The sequence below is a fragment of the Clavibacter quasicaliforniensis genome (assembly GCF_051201715.1).
GTDB lineage: Bacteria > Actinomycetota > Actinomycetes > Actinomycetales > Microbacteriaceae > Clavibacter > Clavibacter seminis.
Genome location: NZ_CP139624.1, coordinates 158797 through 176868, shown reverse-complemented (window position 1 = coordinate 176868; position 18072 = coordinate 158797). Strand labels below are relative to the sequence as shown.

20 protein-coding genes are annotated in these 18072 nt (G+C 73.4%); 14 read left to right on the top strand and 6 right to left on the bottom strand.

The features are described from left to right. Positions 1 to 6: 6 nt before the first annotated feature. The 10 genes from NL142_RS00875 to NL142_RS00830 all read left to right on the top strand — a co-directional run bounded on the left by NL142_RS00875 (position 7) and on the right by NL142_RS00830 (position 11462). Positions 7 to 906 carry a hypothetical protein gene (locus NL142_RS00875; protein WP_435080575.1) on the top strand — a complete coding sequence of 300 codons (900 nt, stop codon included), beginning with the start codon at positions 7 to 9 and terminating at the stop codon, positions 904 to 906. After that, positions 903 to 1502 (top strand): hypothetical protein, encoded by a 600-nt coding sequence (locus NL142_RS00870; protein ID WP_234424822.1) that lies wholly within the window; start codon positions 903 to 905, stop codon positions 1500 to 1502. The genes NL142_RS00875 and NL142_RS00870 overlap by 4 nt, the downstream gene beginning before the upstream one ends. Before the next feature lie 100 nt (positions 1503 to 1602). Beyond that, entirely contained in the window at positions 1603 to 3258 is a 1656-nt protein-coding gene (locus tag NL142_RS00865; RefSeq protein WP_435080574.1) for an ABC transporter substrate-binding protein, read from the top strand. Next, a complete protein-coding gene (locus tag NL142_RS00860) occupies positions 3255 to 4274 on the top strand; it encodes an ABC transporter permease (RefSeq protein ID WP_435080573.1) in 1020 nt (339 codons plus the stop codon). Before NL142_RS00865 ends, NL142_RS00860 begins: the two co-directional genes overlap by 4 nt. Continuing rightward, positions 4271 to 5152: an ABC transporter permease gene (locus NL142_RS00855; protein ID WP_435080572.1), complete on the top strand. Its 882-nt coding sequence runs from the start codon at positions 4271 to 4273 to the stop codon at positions 5150 to 5152. The genes NL142_RS00860 and NL142_RS00855 overlap by 4 nt, the downstream gene beginning before the upstream one ends. Further along, entirely contained in the window at positions 5149 to 6882 is a 1734-nt protein-coding gene (locus NL142_RS00850) for a dipeptide ABC transporter ATP-binding protein (RefSeq protein ID WP_435080571.1), read from the top strand. Before NL142_RS00855 ends, NL142_RS00850 begins: the two co-directional genes overlap by 4 nt. Beyond that, positions 6879 to 8945 (top strand): CocE/NonD family hydrolase, encoded by a 2067-nt coding sequence (locus tag NL142_RS00845; protein WP_435080570.1) that lies wholly within the window; start codon positions 6879 to 6881, stop codon positions 8943 to 8945. The genes NL142_RS00850 and NL142_RS00845 overlap by 4 nt, the downstream gene beginning before the upstream one ends. Then, on the top strand, positions 8942 to 9610 hold the full coding sequence (locus NL142_RS00840; RefSeq protein ID WP_435080569.1) for a TetR/AcrR family transcriptional regulator: 669 nt from the start codon (positions 8942 to 8944) through the stop codon (positions 9608 to 9610). Before NL142_RS00845 ends, NL142_RS00840 begins: the two co-directional genes overlap by 4 nt. 80 nt (positions 9611 to 9690) lie before the next feature. After that, entirely contained in the window at positions 9691 to 10650 is a 960-nt protein-coding gene (locus NL142_RS00835) for an acetylxylan esterase (RefSeq protein WP_435080568.1), read from the top strand. 134 nt (positions 10651 to 10784) lie between these two features. Beyond that, positions 10785 to 11462: a coiled-coil domain-containing protein gene (locus NL142_RS00830; RefSeq protein WP_435080567.1), complete on the top strand. Its 678-nt coding sequence runs from the start codon at positions 10785 to 10787 to the stop codon at positions 11460 to 11462. Between the two features lie 37 nt (positions 11463 to 11499). Here the strand turns inward: NL142_RS00830 and NL142_RS00825 are convergent, their stop codons facing one another. Both NL142_RS00825 and NL142_RS00820 read right to left on the bottom strand, forming a co-directional pair. After that, positions 11500 to 12645, bottom strand: a complete 1146-nt coding sequence (locus NL142_RS00825; RefSeq protein WP_435080566.1) for an FAD-dependent oxidoreductase — start codon at positions 12643 to 12645, stop codon at positions 11500 to 11502. Positions 12646 to 12736: 91 nt separating this feature from the next. Then, positions 12737 to 12931: a hypothetical protein gene (locus NL142_RS00820; RefSeq protein ID WP_104293425.1), complete on the bottom strand. Its 195-nt coding sequence runs from the start codon at positions 12929 to 12931 to the stop codon at positions 12737 to 12739. 97 nt (positions 12932 to 13028) lie between these two features. On the opposite strand from NL142_RS00820, the gene NL142_RS00815 reads away from it, so the two are divergent. The 4 genes from NL142_RS00815 (at position 13029) to NL142_RS00800 (ending at position 15166) form a co-directional block, all read left to right on the top strand. Then, complete coding sequence (locus NL142_RS00815) at positions 13029 to 13688, top strand: HAD-IA family hydrolase (RefSeq protein WP_435080565.1); 660 nt, start codon at positions 13029 to 13031, stop codon at positions 13686 to 13688. 138 nt (positions 13689 to 13826) lie between these two features. Beyond that, entirely contained in the window at positions 13827 to 14234 is a 408-nt protein-coding gene (locus tag NL142_RS00810) for a DMT family transporter (RefSeq protein WP_435080564.1), read from the top strand. Continuing rightward, entirely contained in the window at positions 14234 to 14548 is a 315-nt protein-coding gene (locus NL142_RS00805) for a DMT family transporter (protein WP_435080563.1), read from the top strand. Before NL142_RS00810 ends, NL142_RS00805 begins: the two co-directional genes overlap by 1 nt. A 33-nt stretch (positions 14549 to 14581) precedes the next feature. Then, on the top strand, positions 14582 to 15166 hold the full coding sequence (locus NL142_RS00800) for a GNAT family N-acetyltransferase (protein WP_435080562.1): 585 nt from the start codon (positions 14582 to 14584) through the stop codon (positions 15164 to 15166). A gap of 13 nt (positions 15167 to 15179) precedes the next feature. On the opposite strand, the gene NL142_RS00795 is transcribed toward NL142_RS00800, so the two are convergent. From NL142_RS00795 to NL142_RS00780, 4 genes are all read right to left on the bottom strand, one after another. Further along, positions 15180 to 15764 (bottom strand): YdeI/OmpD-associated family protein, encoded by a 585-nt coding sequence (locus NL142_RS00795; protein WP_435080561.1) that lies wholly within the window; start codon positions 15762 to 15764, stop codon positions 15180 to 15182. A gap of 30 nt (positions 15765 to 15794) precedes the next feature. Then, positions 15795 to 17075: a zinc metalloprotease gene (locus NL142_RS00790; protein WP_435080560.1), complete on the bottom strand. Its 1281-nt coding sequence runs from the start codon at positions 17073 to 17075 to the stop codon at positions 15795 to 15797. A gap of 63 nt (positions 17076 to 17138) precedes the next feature. Continuing rightward, positions 17139 to 17333, bottom strand: a complete 195-nt coding sequence (locus NL142_RS00785) for a YdeI/OmpD-associated family protein (RefSeq protein ID WP_435080559.1) — start codon at positions 17331 to 17333, stop codon at positions 17139 to 17141. Then, positions 17330 to 18022 carry a response regulator gene (locus NL142_RS00780; RefSeq protein WP_194683799.1) on the bottom strand — a complete coding sequence of 231 codons (693 nt, stop codon included), beginning with the start codon at positions 18020 to 18022 and terminating at the stop codon, positions 17330 to 17332. Before NL142_RS00780 ends, NL142_RS00785 begins: the two co-directional genes overlap by 4 nt. Positions 18023 to 18072: the final 50 nt, after the last annotated feature.

Below are 18072 nucleotides of genomic sequence, written 5' to 3'. Positions count from 1 at the left end.
CAACCCATGCCCATCCGCCCTTGGAGCGCCATCGCGCTCCTCGCCCTCACTATCGCTGTCGCCGCGAACGGCCTCACCGCGGAGGCCGCCTCGGCGGCGGACACCGCAGGGGACACCTCGACCCAGGCGCTCGTCGACCGTGCGCTCGACGCCGTCGGCCAGGGCGCGGAATCGACCGCCGACTGGAAGGCACCCGATGCCGTGGATCCATCCGCGCTCCCGCAGACGGCCGGCGGCGACGTCGGCGTGACTCCCGCGGACACCGACGACTCCCTCGTCCGGGTCGCGCCGGGAGAGACGCAGGCGGTCACCGTCCTCCGGGACGGGGCAGACGTCACGTCGTTCGACCTCGACCTCCCGGACGGCTTCCGCGCCGTGCCCCGCGGTGCGGGCTTCGACATCGTCGCCGCGCTCGGATCCAGCCCGGGCAGCATCACGGCGGGGCGCATCGCGGATCCGTGGGCGGTGGACGCGGACGGCCACCCGATCCCGACGCGTTTCGCCCTCGAGGGCGACACCCTGGTCCAGACCATCGACGCAGAGGGCGCCGCATACCCTGTCGTCGTGGATCCGCTCGTCACCTTCGGCCTGGCCAACGCACCCCAGGGAGTCGGGCCCTACGTGAACCTGCTCGGCTCCCAGATGCGGGAGATCGCCGCCGTGGCGGCCCTCCTCCTGAGCGCGGGATACTTCGGCATCTGCAAGGCCGCCGGTCGTCTCGCAGCTCCCGCGGCGAAGCTCATCGGGTGGCTCTGCGCGGCCATCGGATCTCCCAACGTGTTCTCGATCGTCGACCTCGTCCACCGCATCTACCAGTCGAACAGGTTCGGCTTCTACGCCTGCTACCAGACGCGGATCGGCAGCGGTCGCGCGTTCGTGTGGACGGAGCACGCGAATTGCGCATGAGGGCGGAGCCATCCCGGATCCTCTACTACCTGACGCTCGCGACGACGGCGCCGCTGGGCCTCGTCATGTCCGAGAGGGTGTCCCGGGTCATGGCGCTCGGTGCGTGCTGGGCTCTCGCGTCCTTCCTCCTCGACGCGCGAGAACGCCGACGAGGGCAGGGCGCCACGACGTCAGGGTCGGGAAGGTCCACCGTCTACCTCGAGCTGCACCCGCTGATGCTCGCCGCCGCGGGTGTGATCGCCTTCGTACGTCGCGACGACGTGGCAGTGGTGCTGATCACCACGGGGATCGCAGCGGGCCTGTCGACCGTCCTCGACATGCTCGAAGGACGCGCGTCGGCGGGAGCGCGATCTCATGGACGAGAGCGGCACCTCGACGGCTTCCGCCATGCCCGGCGATCCCCCCTCGTCCTCGCGGCCGTATTCCTCATGGCGATGGGAGGTCTCTGCGTCAGCATCCCCGACGACCCCGGCGCGGTCACGGCGGCGGCCAGCGGAGGGTTCGCTGCGCTGCTCCTCCTGACAGCGCTCGTGGTCCGTGATCGACGGCACCGCCTCGCGACGACGGGCACGGGCGCGGGCGTCGGCGAGGGCTGACAGGAGCGGAGCGCGGGGCTCCCGCCGCGCCCCCGCATTCGCCACGGGCTGACATCTCGCCTATCGTTCACCTGAACGATAACGAGGAGGGCCCGTCCCGATGCCATCGATCGTCACCACCCGCACCGCATTCGCGGACGCGAGCTCGCGCACCATCCGCATCGCCGACCGTGCCGCGCGACCCGGCCACCCGAGCACCCCCAGCCGCCGCGCCGTCCTCGCGGGCACCGCCGGGATCGCCGGGCTCGGCCTGCTGGCCCTCACCGGGTGCAGCACCGGCGCGAGCAGCACGACCATCCCCGAGGCCGCCGCGACCGGCACCCCCGTGCAGGGCGGCCGCCTCCGCGTCGCGCGGCCGGCCGCATCCGCCGCCGAGACCCTCGACTCCGCGAGCTCGCTCTCGGCGTACGAGTACCTCGGCGCCCTCTACAACCGGCTCGTCAAGCTGGACGAGCAGGGCGAGACGATCCCCGACCTCGCCGAGGAGTGGTCGGCGAGCGCCGACGGCATCACCTGGACCTTCCGCCTCCGCCGCGACGTGCGCTTCCACGACGGCACGCGCTTCACGGCGGCCGACGCGATCGCCTCCATCCAGCACGTCATCGATCCCGCGACGGCCTCCCCGCAGGGCGGCGTGCTCGGCGACATGCTCGATCCGGGCAGCATGTCGGCGCCGGATCCGCACACCCTCGTCTTCCAGCTGAAGACCCCGAACGCCGAGTTCCCGTCGCTGCTCACGGCGTACCAGTGCTACATCGTGCCGGCCGACGCGATCGCGACCATCGGGAGCACGGGCATCGGCACGGGGCCGTTCCGCCTCTCGTCCTTCCACCCCGCGGGATCCGGGAGCGTCGAGGCCTTCGAGGACCACTTCGCGGGCCGGCCGGTGCTCGACGGCATCGACTTCTCCTCCATCCAGGACACGACCGCCCGCGTGAACGCGCTGCTCGCCGGGCAGATCGACCTCATCTCGCAGACCAACCTCGACTTCGCGACCGCCCGCGTCGTCTCCGCGTCGAACCGCGCCACGGTCGCGCGGGTCGAGAACGCGCAGTGGTACACGATCCCGATGCTCGCCACGAGCGCCGAGTTCCAGGATCCGCTCGTGCGCCAGGCGATGAAGCTCGCGTACGACCCCGAGCAGATCCTCGCGACCGCGCTGCAGGGCACGGGCACGGCCGGCTGGGACAACCCGGTGCCGCCGTCGCTCGCCGCGTTCGTCGACGTCGACCGCGCCTACGACCCCGACCAGGCCAAGGCGCTCCTCGCGAAGGCGGGCGTGCCGGGGCTGCGCACGACGATCCACACCTCGAGCTACGAGTCGGTGTTCACGCCCATGGCGGTCGCCTACCGCGACCAGGTGAAGGCCGCGGGCATCGACCTCACGGTCACGAACGCGTCCTCCGACTCCTACTACACGGAGATCTGGATGCAGAAGCCCCTCATGGTGAGCTACTGGTTCACCGGCCGGCCCATCGACCAGCTGCTCAACCAGATCTTCCGCACCGGCTCCTCCTACAACGAGAGCGCGTGGTCGAACCCGACCTTCGACGCGCTCCTCGACGACGCCCGCGCCACGATGGACGACGCGAAGCGGCTGATGCTCTACCAGGACGCCCAGCGGATCGTCGTGGAGGACAGCGCCGACATGACGCCCATGTTCGGCGACCGGCTCGTGGGCATCTCGCGCGACGTCGTGAACTACCGCGAGTTCGGCTTCGAGTTCGACCACCTCACGATCGGATTCCGCCGATGAACGTCTCCGCGCAGGTCGCCCGCCGCCTGGGCACCGCGATCCTCACGATCGTGCTGGCCTCGCTGTTCGTGTTCCTCGCGATCCAGCTGCTGCCCGGCGACGTGGCCCAGCAGCTCCTCGGCCAGGACGCCACGCCCGAGGCCGTCGCGACCCTGCGCGAGTCGCTCGGGCTCGACCGGAACGTGTGGCTGCGCTACGGCGACTGGCTGCTCGGCGCCGCGCGCGGCGACTTCGGCACCTCGCTCGTGAGCGGGGATCCGGTCGCGCCGGCCCTCCTCGTCGCCTTCCGCAACAGCATGCTCATCGCGGTGCCGGCGATGCTCGTCGGCGTGACGCTGTCGCTCACCCTCGGCGTGATCGCGGGCGTGCGTCGCGGACGCACGAGCGACTCGGTCATCAGCATCGTGAGCCTCGTGGTGATGAGCGTCCCCGAGTTCATGGTCGCCACCGTGCTCGTGCTGCTGTTCGCCATCACGATCCCCGTCTTCCCCGCCGTGGTCCTCCGCGGCAGCGACGCGACGGTCGCCGAGCTGCTGCCCTCGGTGGCGCTGCCGGTGATCGTGCTGACGCTCGCGATGGCCGCCTACATCGTGCGCACCATGCGCTCCTCGACCATCGACGTGATGGCCTCCGAGTTCGTCACGACGGCCGAGCTCAAGGGCCTCACGACGCGGCAGGTGGTGTGGCGGCACGCGGTGCCGAGCGCGCTGCTGCCGACGCTCAACGTCGTGGCGCTCAACGTCGCGTGGCTGCTCGGCGGCGTGGTCGTGGTGGAGAACGTCTTCAACTACCCGGGCATGGGGAAGCTCATGCTCGAGTCGGTCTTCACGCGCGACCTGCCGACCATCCAGGCCATCGCGCTGCTGAGCGCCGCCGTGTACGTGGTCTGCAACCTCGCGGCCGACCTCGTCGCCCTCGCGCTGGATCCGCGGCTCCGCACGAGGCAGAGCACGCGCCGCACCCGGCCCGCGCGATCCGCCGCCCGACCCAGCCCCCGACGGAAGGCCCGCGCATGACCGCGACGCCCCTGCCCACCCGCCGAGGCGGCCGCCTGCGCGGGTGGATGACACCGCTCCGGGCGTCGACGGCGCTGTCCGTCGGGCTCGCGATCATCGCGATCCACGTCGTGCTCGCGGTGCTCGCGCCGTGGATCGCCGGGCACGATCCCGTCGCGACCGACTCGACCGACGTGCTCTCCGGCACGACGTGGGCGCACTGGCTCGGCACCGACCAGTACGGCCGCGACGTACTCTCCCGCACGCTCAACGGCGGCCGGTACGCGCTCGTCGTCACCTTCCTCGCGACCACCATCGCCGTCGCGGTCGGCACGGTCGTCGGCTGCGTCACCGCTTACGCGGAGGGCTGGCTCGACGAGGTCGTGATGCGGATCGTGGACGCGCTGCTGAGCGTGCCGTCGATCCTGGCGCTGCTCGTGGTGGTGACGGTGTTCGGATCCGGCCTCTGGGTGATCGTGCTCGCGGTGACCGTCGTCTACGCGCCCGCCGTCACGCGCGTGGTGCGCGGCGCCGCGCGGACAGTGATCACGCAGGACTACGTCACGGCCGCGCGCGCCCGCGGCGAGCGCCCGCTGAGCATCGTGTTCCGCGAGATCCTCCCGAACGTGCTCGACGTCGTGCTCGTGGAGTACGCGATGCGCGCCTCGTGGATCGTGCTGCTGATCTCCTCGCTCTCCTTCCTCGGCTTCGGCGCGAACCCGCCGACGCCCGACTGGGGGCTCATGGTGCAGGAGAACCGCACCGCCCTCACGGTCGTGCCGCTCGGCACGCTCGCGCCGATCGTGGCGCTCGCGACGCTCGTGGTCGGCCTCAACCTCAGCGCCGACGGGCTCAGCAAGTCGCTCGGCGTGGACCGCGCGCAGAGGGGGATCGCATGATGCCCGGCAACGTCGAGGACACCCTCACCGGCCAGGTGCGGCTCGGCACCGTCGTCCGCGTCGCCGACCTCGCGATCTCGTACGCGGCCGGTCGCACCGACGTGCCCGTCGTCCGCGGCGTGAGCTTCGAGATCCGCGCCGGTCGCGCGCTCGGGCTCGTCGGGGAGTCGGGCAGCGGCAAGTCGACGGTCGCGCGAACGCTGCTCGCGCACCTGCGCCGCGGATCCCGCATCGTGGGCGGATCCGTCGAGGTCGCCGGCGACGACGTGTTCGCCCTCTCGCCCGCCGCGACGCGCGAGCTGCGTGGCGGCACCGCGGCGGTCGTCGCGCAGAACGCCGGCCAGGCGCTCACGCCCTCGATGCGCGTGGGCCGCCAGCTCCGCGAGGCGCTCGAGAGCCACGGCCTGCCGAGCGAGGACGAGCGTGTCGAGGAGCTGATCCGGCTCGTGCGCCTGCCCGACCCCGCGACCATCGTGCGGCGCTACCCGCACCAGCTCTCCGGCGGGCAGCAGCAGCGCATCGCGATCGCCATGGCCGTCGCCGCGCGCCCCCGGGTGCTCGTGCTGGACGAGCCGACGACCGCGCTCGACGTGGTGACGCAGGCGGCGGTGCTGACCCTGATCCGCGACCTCGCCCGCGAGCTCGGCATGGCGGTGCTGCTCGTCAGCCACGACCTCGGCGTCGTCTCGACGATGGTCGACGAGATCGCGGTGATGCGCGACGGCGTCATCGTGGAGCACCGGCCGACCGCGGAGCTGTTCGCGTCGCCGGAGCACGCGTACACGCGGGAGCTGCTGGCCGCGATCCCCGGCGGTGCCGCACCGGCCGCCCCTGCTGCCGCCGACGACGCCGTGGCCCCGATGGTCGTCGCCGACGGCCTCGTCGTCCGGTACGCGCGCGGCCTGCCGCCCGCGGTGTCCGACGTGTCGTTCACCATCGCGCCGCGCGAGACCCTGGCGGTGGTCGGCGAGTCCGGCAGCGGCAAGACCACGCTCGCGACGGCCCTCGCGGGTCTGGTGCCCACCGAATCCGGCACGTTCCGCTTCCAGGGCGACGGGGTCGAGGGCGACCTGACCTCCGCGGTCGCCGGCCGCTCGCCCGCGCTCCGGCGCGCGGTGCAGCTCGTGTTCCAGAACGCGGACACCTCGCTCAACCCGCGGCGGACCGTCGGCGCGGCGATCGCGCGGCCGCTCAAGCTCTTCACGGGACGGGCGTCGGCCGAGCGCGTGGGCGAGATCCTCACCGAGGTCGGGCTGTCGCCGGACTTCGCGGCGCGGCTCCCGAACCAGCTCTCGGGCGGGCAGCGGCAGCGCGTCGGGATCGCCCGGGCGCTGGCCGCGGATCCGCAGCTCGTGATCGCGGACGAGATCACGACCGCGCTCGACGTGCGCGTGCAAGCCGAGATCCTGGATCTCCTCGCGGGCCTGCAGCGCGACAAGGGCCTCAGCTGCCTCTTCATCAGCCACGACCTCGCCGTCGTGCGCGGCGTCGCGGACCGCGTGGCCGTGATGACCGGCGGGCGGATCGTGGAGATCGGCCCGACCGAGCGCGTGTTCGGCGGGCCGAACCACCCGTACACGCGGCAGCTGCTCGCCGCGACGCTCGAGCCCGGCGCCACCGACCTGCCGGCGGTCGAGGACGTGACGGCCACCTGGCGCGACGCGGCGGGCGGAGGGTGGCGGGAGCTCGGTGACGGGCACCGGATCCGGGACTGGGAGGACGCACGATGACCGACGCAGCACACGAGACGACCGCGAACGCGACCGAGGCCGAAGCCGAGGCCGGCGACGGCGTGACGCACCGCGACGTCTGGATCCCGATGCCCGACGGCACCCCGCTCCACGCCCGCGTCTGGGCGCCCGCGACCGACGAGCCCGTCCCGGCGCTCCTCGAGTACCTCCCCTACCGGCTCGACGACTGGACCGCCCCGCGCGACAGCGAGCGGCACCCCTGGTACGCGGCGCACGGCTACGCATCCATCCGCGTCGACATCCGCGGCACCGGATCCTCCGACGGCCTGTTCGTCGACGAGTACTCCGCGCAGGAGCTCGACGACGGCGTCGCGGTGATCGAGTGGATCGCCGCGCAGGCCTGGTGCACCGGCGCCGTCGGCATCTTCGGGATCTCGTGGGGCGGCTTCAACGGCCTCCAGCTGGCGGCCCGCGCGCCCGAGGCCCTGAAGGCGGTCGTCACGGTGTGCTCCACCGACGACCGGTTCGACAACGACGTGCACTACATGGGCGGCGCGGTGCTCGGCATCGACATGGCCGCGTGGGGCGCGACGATGTTCGCGTTCAACTCCCGGCCGCCCCGGCCCGAGGTGGTGGGCGACGGCTGGGTCGAGCGCTGGCGCGAACGGCTCGAGTCGAACGTGCCGATGACGCCGACCTGGCTCGCGCACCAGGAGCGCGACGACTACTGGCGGCACGGCAGCGTGTGCGAGGACTACTCCTCGATCGACGCGGCCGTGCTCGCGGTAGGCGGCTGGGCGGATCCGTACCGCGACGCCGTGCTGCGCCTGGTCGAGAACCTGCCCGGGCCCGCGAAGGGCATCGTCGGCCCGTGGTCGCACCAGTACCCGGATCGCGGCCTCACGCCCGGGCCGTCGATCGGCTTCCTGCAGGAGACGCTGCGCTGGTGGGACCGCTGGCTGAAGGGCGTCGACACCGGCGTGGAGGCGGATCCCGCGCTCCGCGCCTTCCTCAGCGACTCCGAGCCGCCCGCCACGAGCTACCCCGAGCGCACCGGGCGCTGGGTCGCCGCCGAGTCGTGGCCGCCGCCCGCGTCGGTCGCCGCGCAGCCCCTGCTGCCGCTCTCCGCGTTCCACGGGCCGGCCACCACGGGCGACGCCGTCGTGGTCCGCTCGCCGCAGCACACGGGCCTCGACGCGGGCCGCTTCTTCCCGTTCGGCAACCCGACCGACCTGCCGCCCGACCAGCGCGCCGAGGACGGCCTCTCCGTCTGCTTCGACCTGCTGCTCGACGAGCCGCTCGACGTGCTCGGCAACGTGCTCGTCGACCTCGCGGTCACGAGCGACCTGCCCGACGCGAACATCGTGGTGCGGCTCTGCGACGTGGCGCCCGACGGGTCATCCACACTCGTGACGCGCGGCGCGCTCAACCTCAACACGCGGATCGACCGCGCCCGGATCGACCCGATGGTGCCGGGCGAGGAGGAGACCGTGCGCGTGCCGCTCGTCTCCACCGGCCACGCGTTCCCGGCCGGGCACCGGCTGCGGATCGCGGTGTCGTCGGCGTACTGGCCGTGGATCTGGCCGCACGCCCGAGAGGCGACCCTCGTCGTCGCGCCCTCCCGCAGCGCCGTGACCCTGCCCGTCTGGACGCGCAGGGAGGACGACGGCGTGCGCTTCGAGGAGGCCGAGCAGTCGACGCCGATCGCGATCGAGCGGATCCCCGACGACTCCGGCCTGCCCGAGCGCAGCGTCACCCACGACGTCGCGACGGGCGAGTGGACGCTCGACGTCGACCCCGGCTACGGCGGATCCCGGATCTACCCCGACGGCCTCGTCTTCACCGAGTCGAGCCGCGAGACGTACCGGATCACCGACGGCGACCCGACCTCGGCCGTCGCCGAGTCGCGCTGGGCGATCGGCCTCGAGCAGCCGACCTGGCGCGCGCGCCTGGAGACGACCTCGCGCGTGACCGCCGACGCCGACGCCTTCCGCGTCGTCAACACGCTCCGGGCGTGGGCGCGCGACGGCGGCCCGGACGCGCCCGAGGTGCTCGTCGCCGACCGCGTGTTCGACGACCTCGTGCCGCGGACGTCCGCATGAGCGCGGGAACGGGGACGACCGCGACCGCGACCACCGTCCGCCGCGGCGGCAAGCGGGAGAAGCCCGAGGTGCGGCGCGCGATGATCGTCGAGGCCGCCCGCGCCGTGATCCTCCGCCAGGGCCTCACCGCCACCGGGCTCCGCGACATCGCGGCCGAGGGCGGCGTCTCGGTCGGCACCGTGACCTACCACTTCGCGAGCGTGGCGGAGATCCTCGACGAGGTCGTCGTGCTCGAGACCGACCGCTTCTACGCCTCGATCGTCGAGGAGGTGGACGCCGAACCGGATCCCGTGCGCGGCATCCGCCTGCTTGTCGAGCCGCTCTTCACGGGCGCCGAGGAGGCCGAGGCGCACTGGCGCCTCTGGTCGGACTACTGGACCGCCGTCGCCCGCCAGCCCGGCCTCACCGCCGACCGGCTGGAGCGCATCCGCGTGTGGGAGGCGTGCCTCGTCCGCACCATCCGCCGCGGCGTCGAGGGCGGCGTCTTCCGGAAGGTGGACGCGGCCGAGGTGGCGCTCAAGCTCGCGGCCTACAGCGACGGGATCGCGACGCAGCTCTCGCAGAAGGTGCCCGGCCTCGACCACGCGCGGGCGCTCGAGTGGATCTGGACCTTCCTCGACCACGAGCTCGCCGATCCCGCCGCCGGGGAGCCGCTCTTCCGCTGACCGGGGCATGATGAGCGAGGCGACGCGGCCCGACGGCACGCGGACGCCGACCCGCCCACCGCCGAACGCCCGGAGGACCCATGCTCATCGAACCCGTCGACGCCGCCCGCGCGCACGTCAGCAGCCACGTCGACCCGGACGACTTCGACGCCTTCTGGGCCGACACCCTCGCCGAGGCCGCGCAGCACGACCTCGACGTGCGGCTCGCGCCGGTCGAGACCGACCTCGCGCTCGTCGACGTGCAGGACGTGACCTTCGCGGGATCCGGCGGCACCGACGTGCGCGCCTGGCTCCGCACCCCCGCGGGCGCGACCGGCCCGCTGCCCACGGTGGTCTCGTACGTCGGCTACGGCGGCGGTCGCGGACGCGCCGAGGAGACGCTGATCTACGCGGCTGCCGGCTTCGCGCACCTGCAGATGGACACCCGCGGCCAGGGCTCGTACTGGAGCGCGGGCGACACGGCTGACCACGGCGAGGCCGGACCCGCGATCCCCGGCTTCATGACCCGCGGCATCGCGTCCCGCGACACCTACTACTACCGCCGCCTCTTCACCGACGCGGTGCGCGCGGTCGACGTGGCGCGGTCGCTCGACGTCGTGGATCCGTCGCGCATCGCCGTGCAGGGCGGCAGCCAGGGCGGCGGCATGGCCCTCGCGGTCGCCGGGCTGCGCGACGACGTCGCCGCGGTCTCCGCCTACGTGCCGTTCCTCTGCGACATCGAGCGCGCCACCCACATCACCGACGCGTACCCGTACCACGAGGTCGTGGACTACCTGAAGACGCACCGGGGCCGCGGCGAGGACGTGCACGCCGTGCTGCGGTACTTCGACGGCGTCGCGTTCTCGCGCCGTGCCACCGCGCCGGCCCGCTTCTCGGTCGGGCTCATGGACGCGACCTGCCCGCCCTCCACCGTCTACGGCGCCTTCAACTCCTACGCCGGCGAGAAGGAGATCGTCGAGTGGGAGTACAACGGCCACGACGGGGGCGGCATCGACGACGAGCTCGGCACGCTCGCGTTCCTGCGGCGCACGATGGGCTGAGACCGGCTCGGCGGCGACCACTGGTGATGGCCCCGGAGCGGCACGGGGATGGGGGCGCCACCCGCCCCGACGTCGGCCGTTCCGCGTAACCTGGGAGCACCTCGCCTGTGGAGCGAGCGGACCGGGAGGACGTCATGCCCCGGCCCCGCCTCCGCCCCGCGAAGTCCTCCAAGCCCGGCGCCCCGCCGCCGTCCGTGGCCGCCCGCGTCGCCGCGGATCCGGCGCAGAGGGAGGTGCTCGTCGAGGAGGCGCTGCTGCTCGTGGGCGTCGCGCTCCGGATCCAGATGGTCAACCTGATCATCCTGCGCACGCTCCGGGAGCGCCGCCCCTACGACGAGGAGTCGCTCATCGAGGCGCTCCGCGGCGAGCTGGCCGAGCTCATCGGCGAGAAGCGCGGCGAGGCCGAGCGGCTGCGCATGGCCCGCGACCGCGCGGCGCTGCGCGACGGCAAGGGACGCCGGCCCGACGACTACCGCGAGGGCGACGTACCCGGTCTCCGGCTGCGCGCCGAGATCGCGGAGGAGATCGTCGAGCGGCTCGGCGCCCTGTCGCGCGACCCGGAGGCGCTCCGCGAGGTGCTGGTCATCGCGCGCGACTCGGCGCTCGAGCAGATCGTGCGCGCGCGGCTCACCCCGCAGCTGCTGCCGGGCGCGTTCCCCGAGGAGGGGCGTGACGACCGGGTCGGCGAGCTGCGCGCCGAGCTGGCGCGGCTGGCGGCGGATCGGGAGCGGGCGGCCGAGCGCACGGCACCGCGGGAGCCGGGCCGGACCCGCGTGCGCACCGGTGGCCGCGGGCGAGCGCAGAAGGTCTGACGCTCACCGCGCGGGCGGCCATCGGAGGCTCAGCCCCTCAGGGCGCGAGCGCGAACCGCGGCTCCACGCGCTCGCCGGTCGCCGCGTCCGCCGCGAGGCTGCCGATGAGCGGCGCGAACTTGGCGCCGTGGCCGGAGCAGGGCGAGACGATCGTGATCCCGTCGACCCGGTCGATCACGAAGTCCTCGGTGGGCGTGCTCGTGAACAGGCAGGTCGCCTCCGCGTACGGCACGGGCTCGACGCCCGGCAGGTTCCGGCGCACCCAGTCGACGACGCGGGCGCGGTTGGCCGGATCCACGACGCCGTCCTGGTGCGCGGCCGACGGGATCACGCGCCCGCCGTCGAACTCGGCGACCTTGTGGCCGCGGTGGTCGGCGTCGCGGCCGCCGGGGAGCGCGTAGACCTGCATGCGCTCGTCCATGTGGATGGAGGTCGGCACGGATCGGGCGGGCGGGCCGTCCATGTAGGCGAAGTGGAACACCTGCTCCTGCCGCACGCGCAGCGGCGGGATGCGGTCGAGCGCGGCACGCGGCAGCGGCAGCGCGCCACCGAGCAGCTCGGGCAGCCAGGCGCCTGCGCCCACGATCACGCTGTCGCCCTCGACCCGGCGGCCGTCGTCGGAGGTCACGGCGAAGCCCGCGCCGACCCGCTCGACGGACGCGACCTCCCAGCCCTCGTGCACGACGGCGCCCTGCGCGACGGCGAGGTCGAGCATCGTGCGCACCGCGGTCTCGGCGTCGACGACGCCCGCGGCAGGGTGGAACAGCACGTCGGAGTCGAAGGACATCTCGGGCCAGCGCCCCTCGGCCTCGCGCGCGGTCATCAGCTCGTGCTCGATGCCGACGCGCTCCAGCACGCGCGCGAGCTCGGCGGGGCGGCGCACGAGGCCGGAGTCGACGGATCCGGTCGGGGTCACGAGCCGCGCGTCCGTCGTGCGCTCGAGGCGGTCCCAGAGCACGCGGGCGTCGCGCATCAGCCGCACATAGAAGGGGTCGTCGTAGGCGTAGCGGAGGATGCGCGCGGATCCGTGAGAGCTGCCGAGCATGCCCGCCGGCCGGTCGCGCTCCAGCACCGTGACCTCGTGCCCGCGGCTCGCGAGCTGCCAGGCGGTGGCCGCCCCCGCGAGCCCCGCGCCGATGACGACATGGTGCGATGCGCGCCCGCGCCCGGTGGATCCCGCCATGCCCCCAGGCTACGGGCGGCCCGCGGCGGTCGGCCGGGCCCGGCGGGAGCCGTAACCGGTGCGGGCGGGGAGGGGACAGCGGAGCTCGACCCTAGAAGACGGCGAGGCGGATCAGCATGGCGCCCCAGCCCACCACGGCGCACGTGAAGCCGGTCACGAGCATGGACCGCGTCGGCCGGCGGTTGTCGACCATCCCGTGCGCCGCCATGCGGATGAAGCTGATCATCAAGCCGACGAGGCCGACGACGCTCACGACGGCAAGCGCCTTCTCGATCGCATCACCCATGGTCCGCCTCCGTCCGTCCCGCGTCGGATCGCGGCCTCCCCTCCATCGTGGCCGACGCGGCATCGCCCGGCCGCCGCCCGTCCGGGAGACTGGTCGCATGTCCTCCCCCGTCCCGCTCACCGCCCGCGCGCTCCTCCTCGACATGGACGGGACGCTCGTCGACTCGACCGCGCTCGTCGAGGAGATCTGGACGACGCTCGCCGTGCGCTTCGGCCACGATCCGGCGGATCTCCTGCGGCGGATCCACGGCGTGCGCGCCGCCGACAGCATCGCCCGGTTCGCGCCCGAGGGCAGCGACGTGCCCGCCCTGCTCGCCGAGCTCGACCGGCTCGAGCTCGACGGCAGCCCCGCGACCGTCGAGATCCCCGGCGCCTGCGACCTCGTCGCCGCGCTGCCGGCCGGATCCCACGCCCTCGTCACGAGCGCCGGCCGCGAGCTCGCGCGCGCCCGCCTCACCGGTGCCGGCGTCCGCGTGCCCGACCTGCTCGTCACCGCCGAGGACGTCGCGAACGGCAAGCCGCATCCGGACGGCTACTTGCTCGCGGCAGAGCGCCTGGGCGTCGACCCCGCGGACGCGATCGTCTACGAGGACGCCGAGGCCGGGATCCGCGCGGGCCTCGCCGCGGGCATGCGCGTGGTCGTCGTCGGCGACCACGCGAGCGACGCGACCGTCGGGCTCCCGCGCGTGCGCGACCACCGCGGCACGACGGTCGAGGTGCGCGACGGGATCCTGACGCTCACGCTGCCGGGCGCCTGACACCGACGCCGGGCCCGCCCCTGCGCATCGGCTCGGAGCGACCTGCGCGGAGCCTCCGATTGGGCCGCCTGGCCGAATCTAGCGATACCGTCTCCCCATGACCTCTCGCCCCCGCATCCGCTCCCGCAGGGCCGCCTCGTGAGGTGGCTCCTCCTCGGCGCCGCCATCGTCTCCGAGGTGGCCGCCGCCCTCGCCCTGCAGGCCGCGGTCGACGTGCCCGGCTGGTACGCGCTCGTCGTCGCCGGGTACCTCACCGCGTTCTGGTTCCTCACCCGCGTGCTGAAGGCCGGCATGGCCGTCGGCGTCGCCTACGGGATCTGGGGCGCGTCCGGCGTCGCGCTCACCGCGGTCGGCGCGACGGCGCTGTTCGGGCAACCCCTCACCGGCTTGATGATCCTCGGCCTCGTGCTCATCGTCGGGGGTGTCCTGCTCGTCGAGCTCGGCTCGCAGCGCGCGCACGCGGCCCGCGCGGCCGCCGCCGCCAGCGCGACCGCCGCCGAGGCAGCCGCGCCCGCCCACGTGACCCCGACCGGCGAGGCCCGCTGATGGCCTGGCTGCTGCTCGCGATCGCCATCGTCACCGAGGTCGCCGCGACCATCTCCCTCAAGCTCGCGACCGACGGCCGGAAGCGCTGGTACACGGTGGTCGCGGTCGGCTACGTGACCGCGTTCTCGATGCTCGCCGGCGCGCTCTCGCTAGGCCTCCCCATCGGCGTCGCCTACGGGATCTGGGCTGCCACGGGTGTGGCCCTCACGGCGATCCTCGGCCGCGTTCTCTTCCGGGACCCGCTGACGCGCACGATGCTCGCGGGCATCGCCCTCATCATCGGCGGCGTGCTGCTCATCGAGCTCGGGCACTGACGGCGGCGCGACCTGCCCTGGCACCATGGCCGCATGACATGGACGGACTCAGGCGACCCGCAGCGGTACGGCGCGGGGATCCTGCAGGGGGAGCGCATTCGCCTGCGCGCGCTCGAGGACGCCGACCTCCCCGACCTGGTCCGCTGGTGGCGGGATCCGGAATGGGCGGTGCTCCAGCAGCTCACGGTGCGGCCGCGACCCGAGGGCGACGTCGCCGAGATGTTCCGCAAGTGGAGCGGCAGCGAGCCGGCGGGCGACGTCGGCTTCTGCGTCACCGACCGGATCTCCGGCCGCCTCGTCGGCCACGTGACGCTCTTCGGCGCGAAGCTCCTCACGCGCGCGGCCACGCTCACCGTGATGATCGGATCCGAGCACACGGGCTCCGGCTACGGCACCGACGCCGTGCGCACCCTCGTCGACTACGGATTCCGCGAGATGGGGCTGAACCGGATCCAGCTGCACGTCTTCGCCTACAACGCCCGGGCCCGCGCGACCTACCGGAAGGTCGGCTTCGTCGAGGAGGGCGTGCTCCGCGAGACGGTCTTCCACGACGGGACGTTCCACGACGAGGTCGTCATGTCGGTGCTCGCGCGCGACTGGTTCGCCGCCCGCTCCTGATCCGTCGCCGCGCTCACTGCGGGTGCGGCGTCTCCCCGCGCTCGAGCATCGCGACGAGCTTCGCGAGCCGGTTCCCGCGGACGGTCGCGTTCGGCGCCGTCGACACCCGGTGGATCACGGCGTAGCGGTTGACCTTGGACAGCGTCGCGAAGGCGTCCGCCGCGGCGGGCGACGCGGCGAGCGCGGCCAGCAGGTCCTCGGGCTCGGCCGCCGACGCCTGGCCGGCGTAGGCGCGCTCCCAGCGGCCGTCGGCCTGCGCGCGCTCCACCTCGCGGATCCCGGCCGGACGCATCCGCCCCTCCGCGGTGAGCGTCGCCACCAGTCCGATGTTGCGCTCCGACCACAGCGACGCCTTCCGCCGCGGGGTGAAGCGGCGCCGGAAGATCCGATCGTCGATGCTCGCGGTCTGCCCGTCGATCCACCCGCTGCACAGCGCCTCGTCGAGCGCCTCCGCGTAGGTGAGCGAGGTCGGATCCGTCGTGCCCTTCTTCGCGAGCACCAGCCACACGCCGTCGGACGCCTCCTCGTGCCGGTCGAGCCAGGCACGCCACGCGGCCCGGTCGGGGATGGTGAGGAAGTCGTGCGCGGCGGCGGGCATGGATCCGATGCTACGGACGGACCCCGTGGTCTACCGCGTGGGCATCTCCATCATGCCGCCGGCGGTCATCGTCATGGCGCCGTCGCCCACCATCACCATCGGGCCATCGGCCGTCATCTGCATCGCGGCAGCCCCTGCCATCGGGGCCATCTGGCCGAGAGCGGATGGCACGGCGGAGGTCGCCTCCCCCTGTCGCGCGGCGCAGGGCACCGTGACGTCGACGCTGGCGGTGTGCGCGGTCTCGTCCATCGCGGCCACCGAGACGGACATGCCGTCGGCGAGCGCCACCTTCTCGCCGGGCCGCACGAGCTCGTCGCTCACGCTCGTGTCCCCGGGGCGGATGAGGATCGACCCCGCGTCCGCAACGGTCGGATCGGTGCGCAGGATCTGCACGCCGGACGGTCGCGCGACCTTGAAGGGGGAGCTCCACAGCGTGTCGTACTCGGACTGGTCGACCACGTCGGCGTACTGCACGTAGTACCGGACCGACGGGCGCATCGGATCCGTCCACGAGATGACGCGCTGCGCGTCGAAGCCCGCGCTCATGGTCTGGATGGGGATGCGTCGCGTCGCGCCGCAGGTGGGGACGGCGCGACGCGAGAGCTGCCCGAGCCGGTCGAGCGAGGGGGCGGACGCCGGGTAGTAGGAGTACGAGGAGCCCATCAGGTCCGTGGTGTTCCCGTACTCGTCGCGGCTGCAGGAGGACGGCAGCCCGTTCGAGGCGTCGAAGTCCCAGCCGGTGGTGCACCGCACCCCGGAGGCGTGGTGCAGGGACAGGTTGTGCCCGAGCTCGTGGGTCAGGGCAGCCGGAGCGATGTCCGTGAGGTACGCCGTCCCGCCGGCGTCGATGTCGACTCCCTGGTCGCCGGCGGAGAAGTCCCCGCATTGGAACCCGCCGGGGACGAACACGACGAGGTCCTTGTCGGGGCCCGGCTTCCAGCCCGACTGCGCGAGCGCGTAGGTGACGACGGCGACAGGGTCGTCGCAGCGGATGCTCGGGTCGTCCGGCTGGATCCAGTCGGTCACCGAGGCCGCGTCGAACCGCACGAAGCCGTTCGTCTCGTGCGACCAGTACGCGGACGCGTCCTGGATCGTGGTGATCGCGTCGTCCCGGGAGAAGTCCCGCGTGATCCCGGCCGGGGCGATGAGGACCGCCGTGATCTCGTGCACGGCCTTCGCCCCCGCGGGCGACGACCGGACGACCGTGTACGGAGCCGTCGCCGCCAGCGCCGAGTCGGCCGGGACGGCGGACGTGACGGCCCCCATGAGGAGCAAGCCGGGAAGGACGAGCAGGGTCAGCGGTCTCCGCATGGCGATGCCTCACTCCCCGCGGGCGGGGGATCACGCCGCAGGAACTCAACGACGTGGAGGAAGCTAGCGGACCGCGGCGATCGCGCGGGGCTCCAGCGCACATTCGTCGCGAAGGACGGACGCAGGACTGCGCCCGCTCTTCGCGAGCACCAGCCACACGCCGTCCGACGCCTCCTCGTTGGCGTCGAGCCAGGCGCGCCACGCGGCCCGGTCGGGGACGGTGAGGAGGTCGCCGGGCTTCCCACCGGCCGGGGTCATCTGGCTCGGCCCGACGGCTCGGGCTCGTAGTGGGAGAGGTCGACGACGCCATGGCGCACGGCGTGGATGAGCACCTGCACGCGATCCCGCACGTCCCACTTGCCCATCACCCGGCTGAGGTTGGCCTTGATGGTCGGCTCGGAGAGGTGCAGCTCGCGGGCGATCTCGGCGTTCGACATGCCCCGTCCGATGAGGCGGACGATCGTGTGCTCCCGCGTCGTCAACGGCGCATCGGCCGAAGCCGCCGCCTGGCCGGCCTCCGGGTCGTCCCGGAGGGAGAGGAGCAGGTCGCGCGTGATCCGCGGCGACATGACGGACCGACCCGCCCGCACCTCGCGGATGGCGTGCAGGATGTCATCCGGTTCGCTGTCCTTCACGAGGTAGCCGGATGCGCCAGCGCGGAGCGCGGGCACCACGTGGCGCTCCGAGGAGAACGTGGTCACGGCGAGCACGCGCGTGTCGGGCAGCGCCGCCGTGATCCGCCGGGTCGCCTCCATCCCGCCCATGCGCGGCATCTGCAGGTCCATCAGGACCACGTCCGGCCGCAGCTCCTCCGCGGCACGCACCGCGAGGACACCGTCTCCGGCCTCGCCGACGACCGTCATGCCCGGATCCGAGGCGACGAAGATCCGGAGCGCATGGCGCACAAGAGCCTCGTCATCGGCGATGAGGACGCGGATGGGTTCCATGTCGCGAGCCTACGGGTCGACCCGCGGCCGATGACCATACGGAAGTCGCG

What these genes read in the sequence shown, in the direction of transcription:
- NL142_RS00825 (WP_435080566.1), bottom strand. Translation starts at nt 12,645, where the DNA reads ATGGCGGGATCCACCGGGCGCGGGCGCGCATCGCACCATGTCGTCATC.
- NL142_RS00855 (WP_435080572.1), top strand. Translation starts at nt 4,271, where the DNA reads ATGACCGCGACGCCCCTGCCCACCCGCCGAGGCGGCCGCCTGCGCGGG.
- NL142_RS00860 (WP_435080573.1), top strand. Translation starts at nt 3,255, where the DNA reads ATGAACGTCTCCGCGCAGGTCGCCCGCCGCCTGGGCACCGCGATCCTC.
- NL142_RS00785 (WP_435080559.1), bottom strand. Translation starts at nt 17,333, where the DNA reads ATGACCCCGGCCGGTGGGAAGCCCGGCGACCTCCTCACCGTCCCCGAC.
- NL142_RS00800 (WP_435080562.1), top strand. Translation starts at nt 14,582, where the DNA reads ATGACATGGACGGACTCAGGCGACCCGCAGCGGTACGGCGCGGGGATC.
- NL142_RS00870 (WP_234424822.1), top strand. Translation starts at nt 903, where the DNA reads ATGAGGGCGGAGCCATCCCGGATCCTCTACTACCTGACGCTCGCGACG.
- NL142_RS00845 (WP_435080570.1), top strand. Translation starts at nt 6,879, where the DNA reads ATGACCGACGCAGCACACGAGACGACCGCGAACGCGACCGAGGCCGAA.
- NL142_RS00830 (WP_435080567.1), top strand. Translation starts at nt 10,785, where the DNA reads ATGCCCCGGCCCCGCCTCCGCCCCGCGAAGTCCTCCAAGCCCGGCGCC.
- NL142_RS00780 (WP_194683799.1), bottom strand. Translation starts at nt 18,022, where the DNA reads ATGGAACCCATCCGCGTCCTCATCGCCGATGACGAGGCTCTTGTGCGC.
- NL142_RS00875 (WP_435080575.1), top strand. Translation starts at nt 7, where the DNA reads ATGCCCATCCGCCCTTGGAGCGCCATCGCGCTCCTCGCCCTCACTATC.
- NL142_RS00805 (WP_435080563.1), top strand. Translation starts at nt 14,234, where the DNA reads ATGGCCTGGCTGCTGCTCGCGATCGCCATCGTCACCGAGGTCGCCGCG.
- NL142_RS00815 (WP_435080565.1), top strand. Translation starts at nt 13,029, where the DNA reads ATGTCCTCCCCCGTCCCGCTCACCGCCCGCGCGCTCCTCCTCGACATG.
- NL142_RS00790 (WP_435080560.1), bottom strand. Translation starts at nt 17,075, where the DNA reads ATGCGGAGACCGCTGACCCTGCTCGTCCTTCCCGGCTTGCTCCTCATG.
- NL142_RS00840 (WP_435080569.1), top strand. Translation starts at nt 8,942, where the DNA reads ATGAGCGCGGGAACGGGGACGACCGCGACCGCGACCACCGTCCGCCGC.
- NL142_RS00850 (WP_435080571.1), top strand. Translation starts at nt 5,149, where the DNA reads ATGATGCCCGGCAACGTCGAGGACACCCTCACCGGCCAGGTGCGGCTC.
- NL142_RS00820 (WP_104293425.1), bottom strand. Translation starts at nt 12,931, where the DNA reads ATGGGTGATGCGATCGAGAAGGCGCTTGCCGTCGTGAGCGTCGTCGGC.
- NL142_RS00835 (WP_435080568.1), top strand. Translation starts at nt 9,691, where the DNA reads ATGCTCATCGAACCCGTCGACGCCGCCCGCGCGCACGTCAGCAGCCAC.
- NL142_RS00865 (WP_435080574.1), top strand. Translation starts at nt 1,603, where the DNA reads ATGCCATCGATCGTCACCACCCGCACCGCATTCGCGGACGCGAGCTCG.
- NL142_RS00795 (WP_435080561.1), bottom strand. Translation starts at nt 15,764, where the DNA reads ATGCCCGCCGCCGCGCACGACTTCCTCACCATCCCCGACCGGGCCGCG.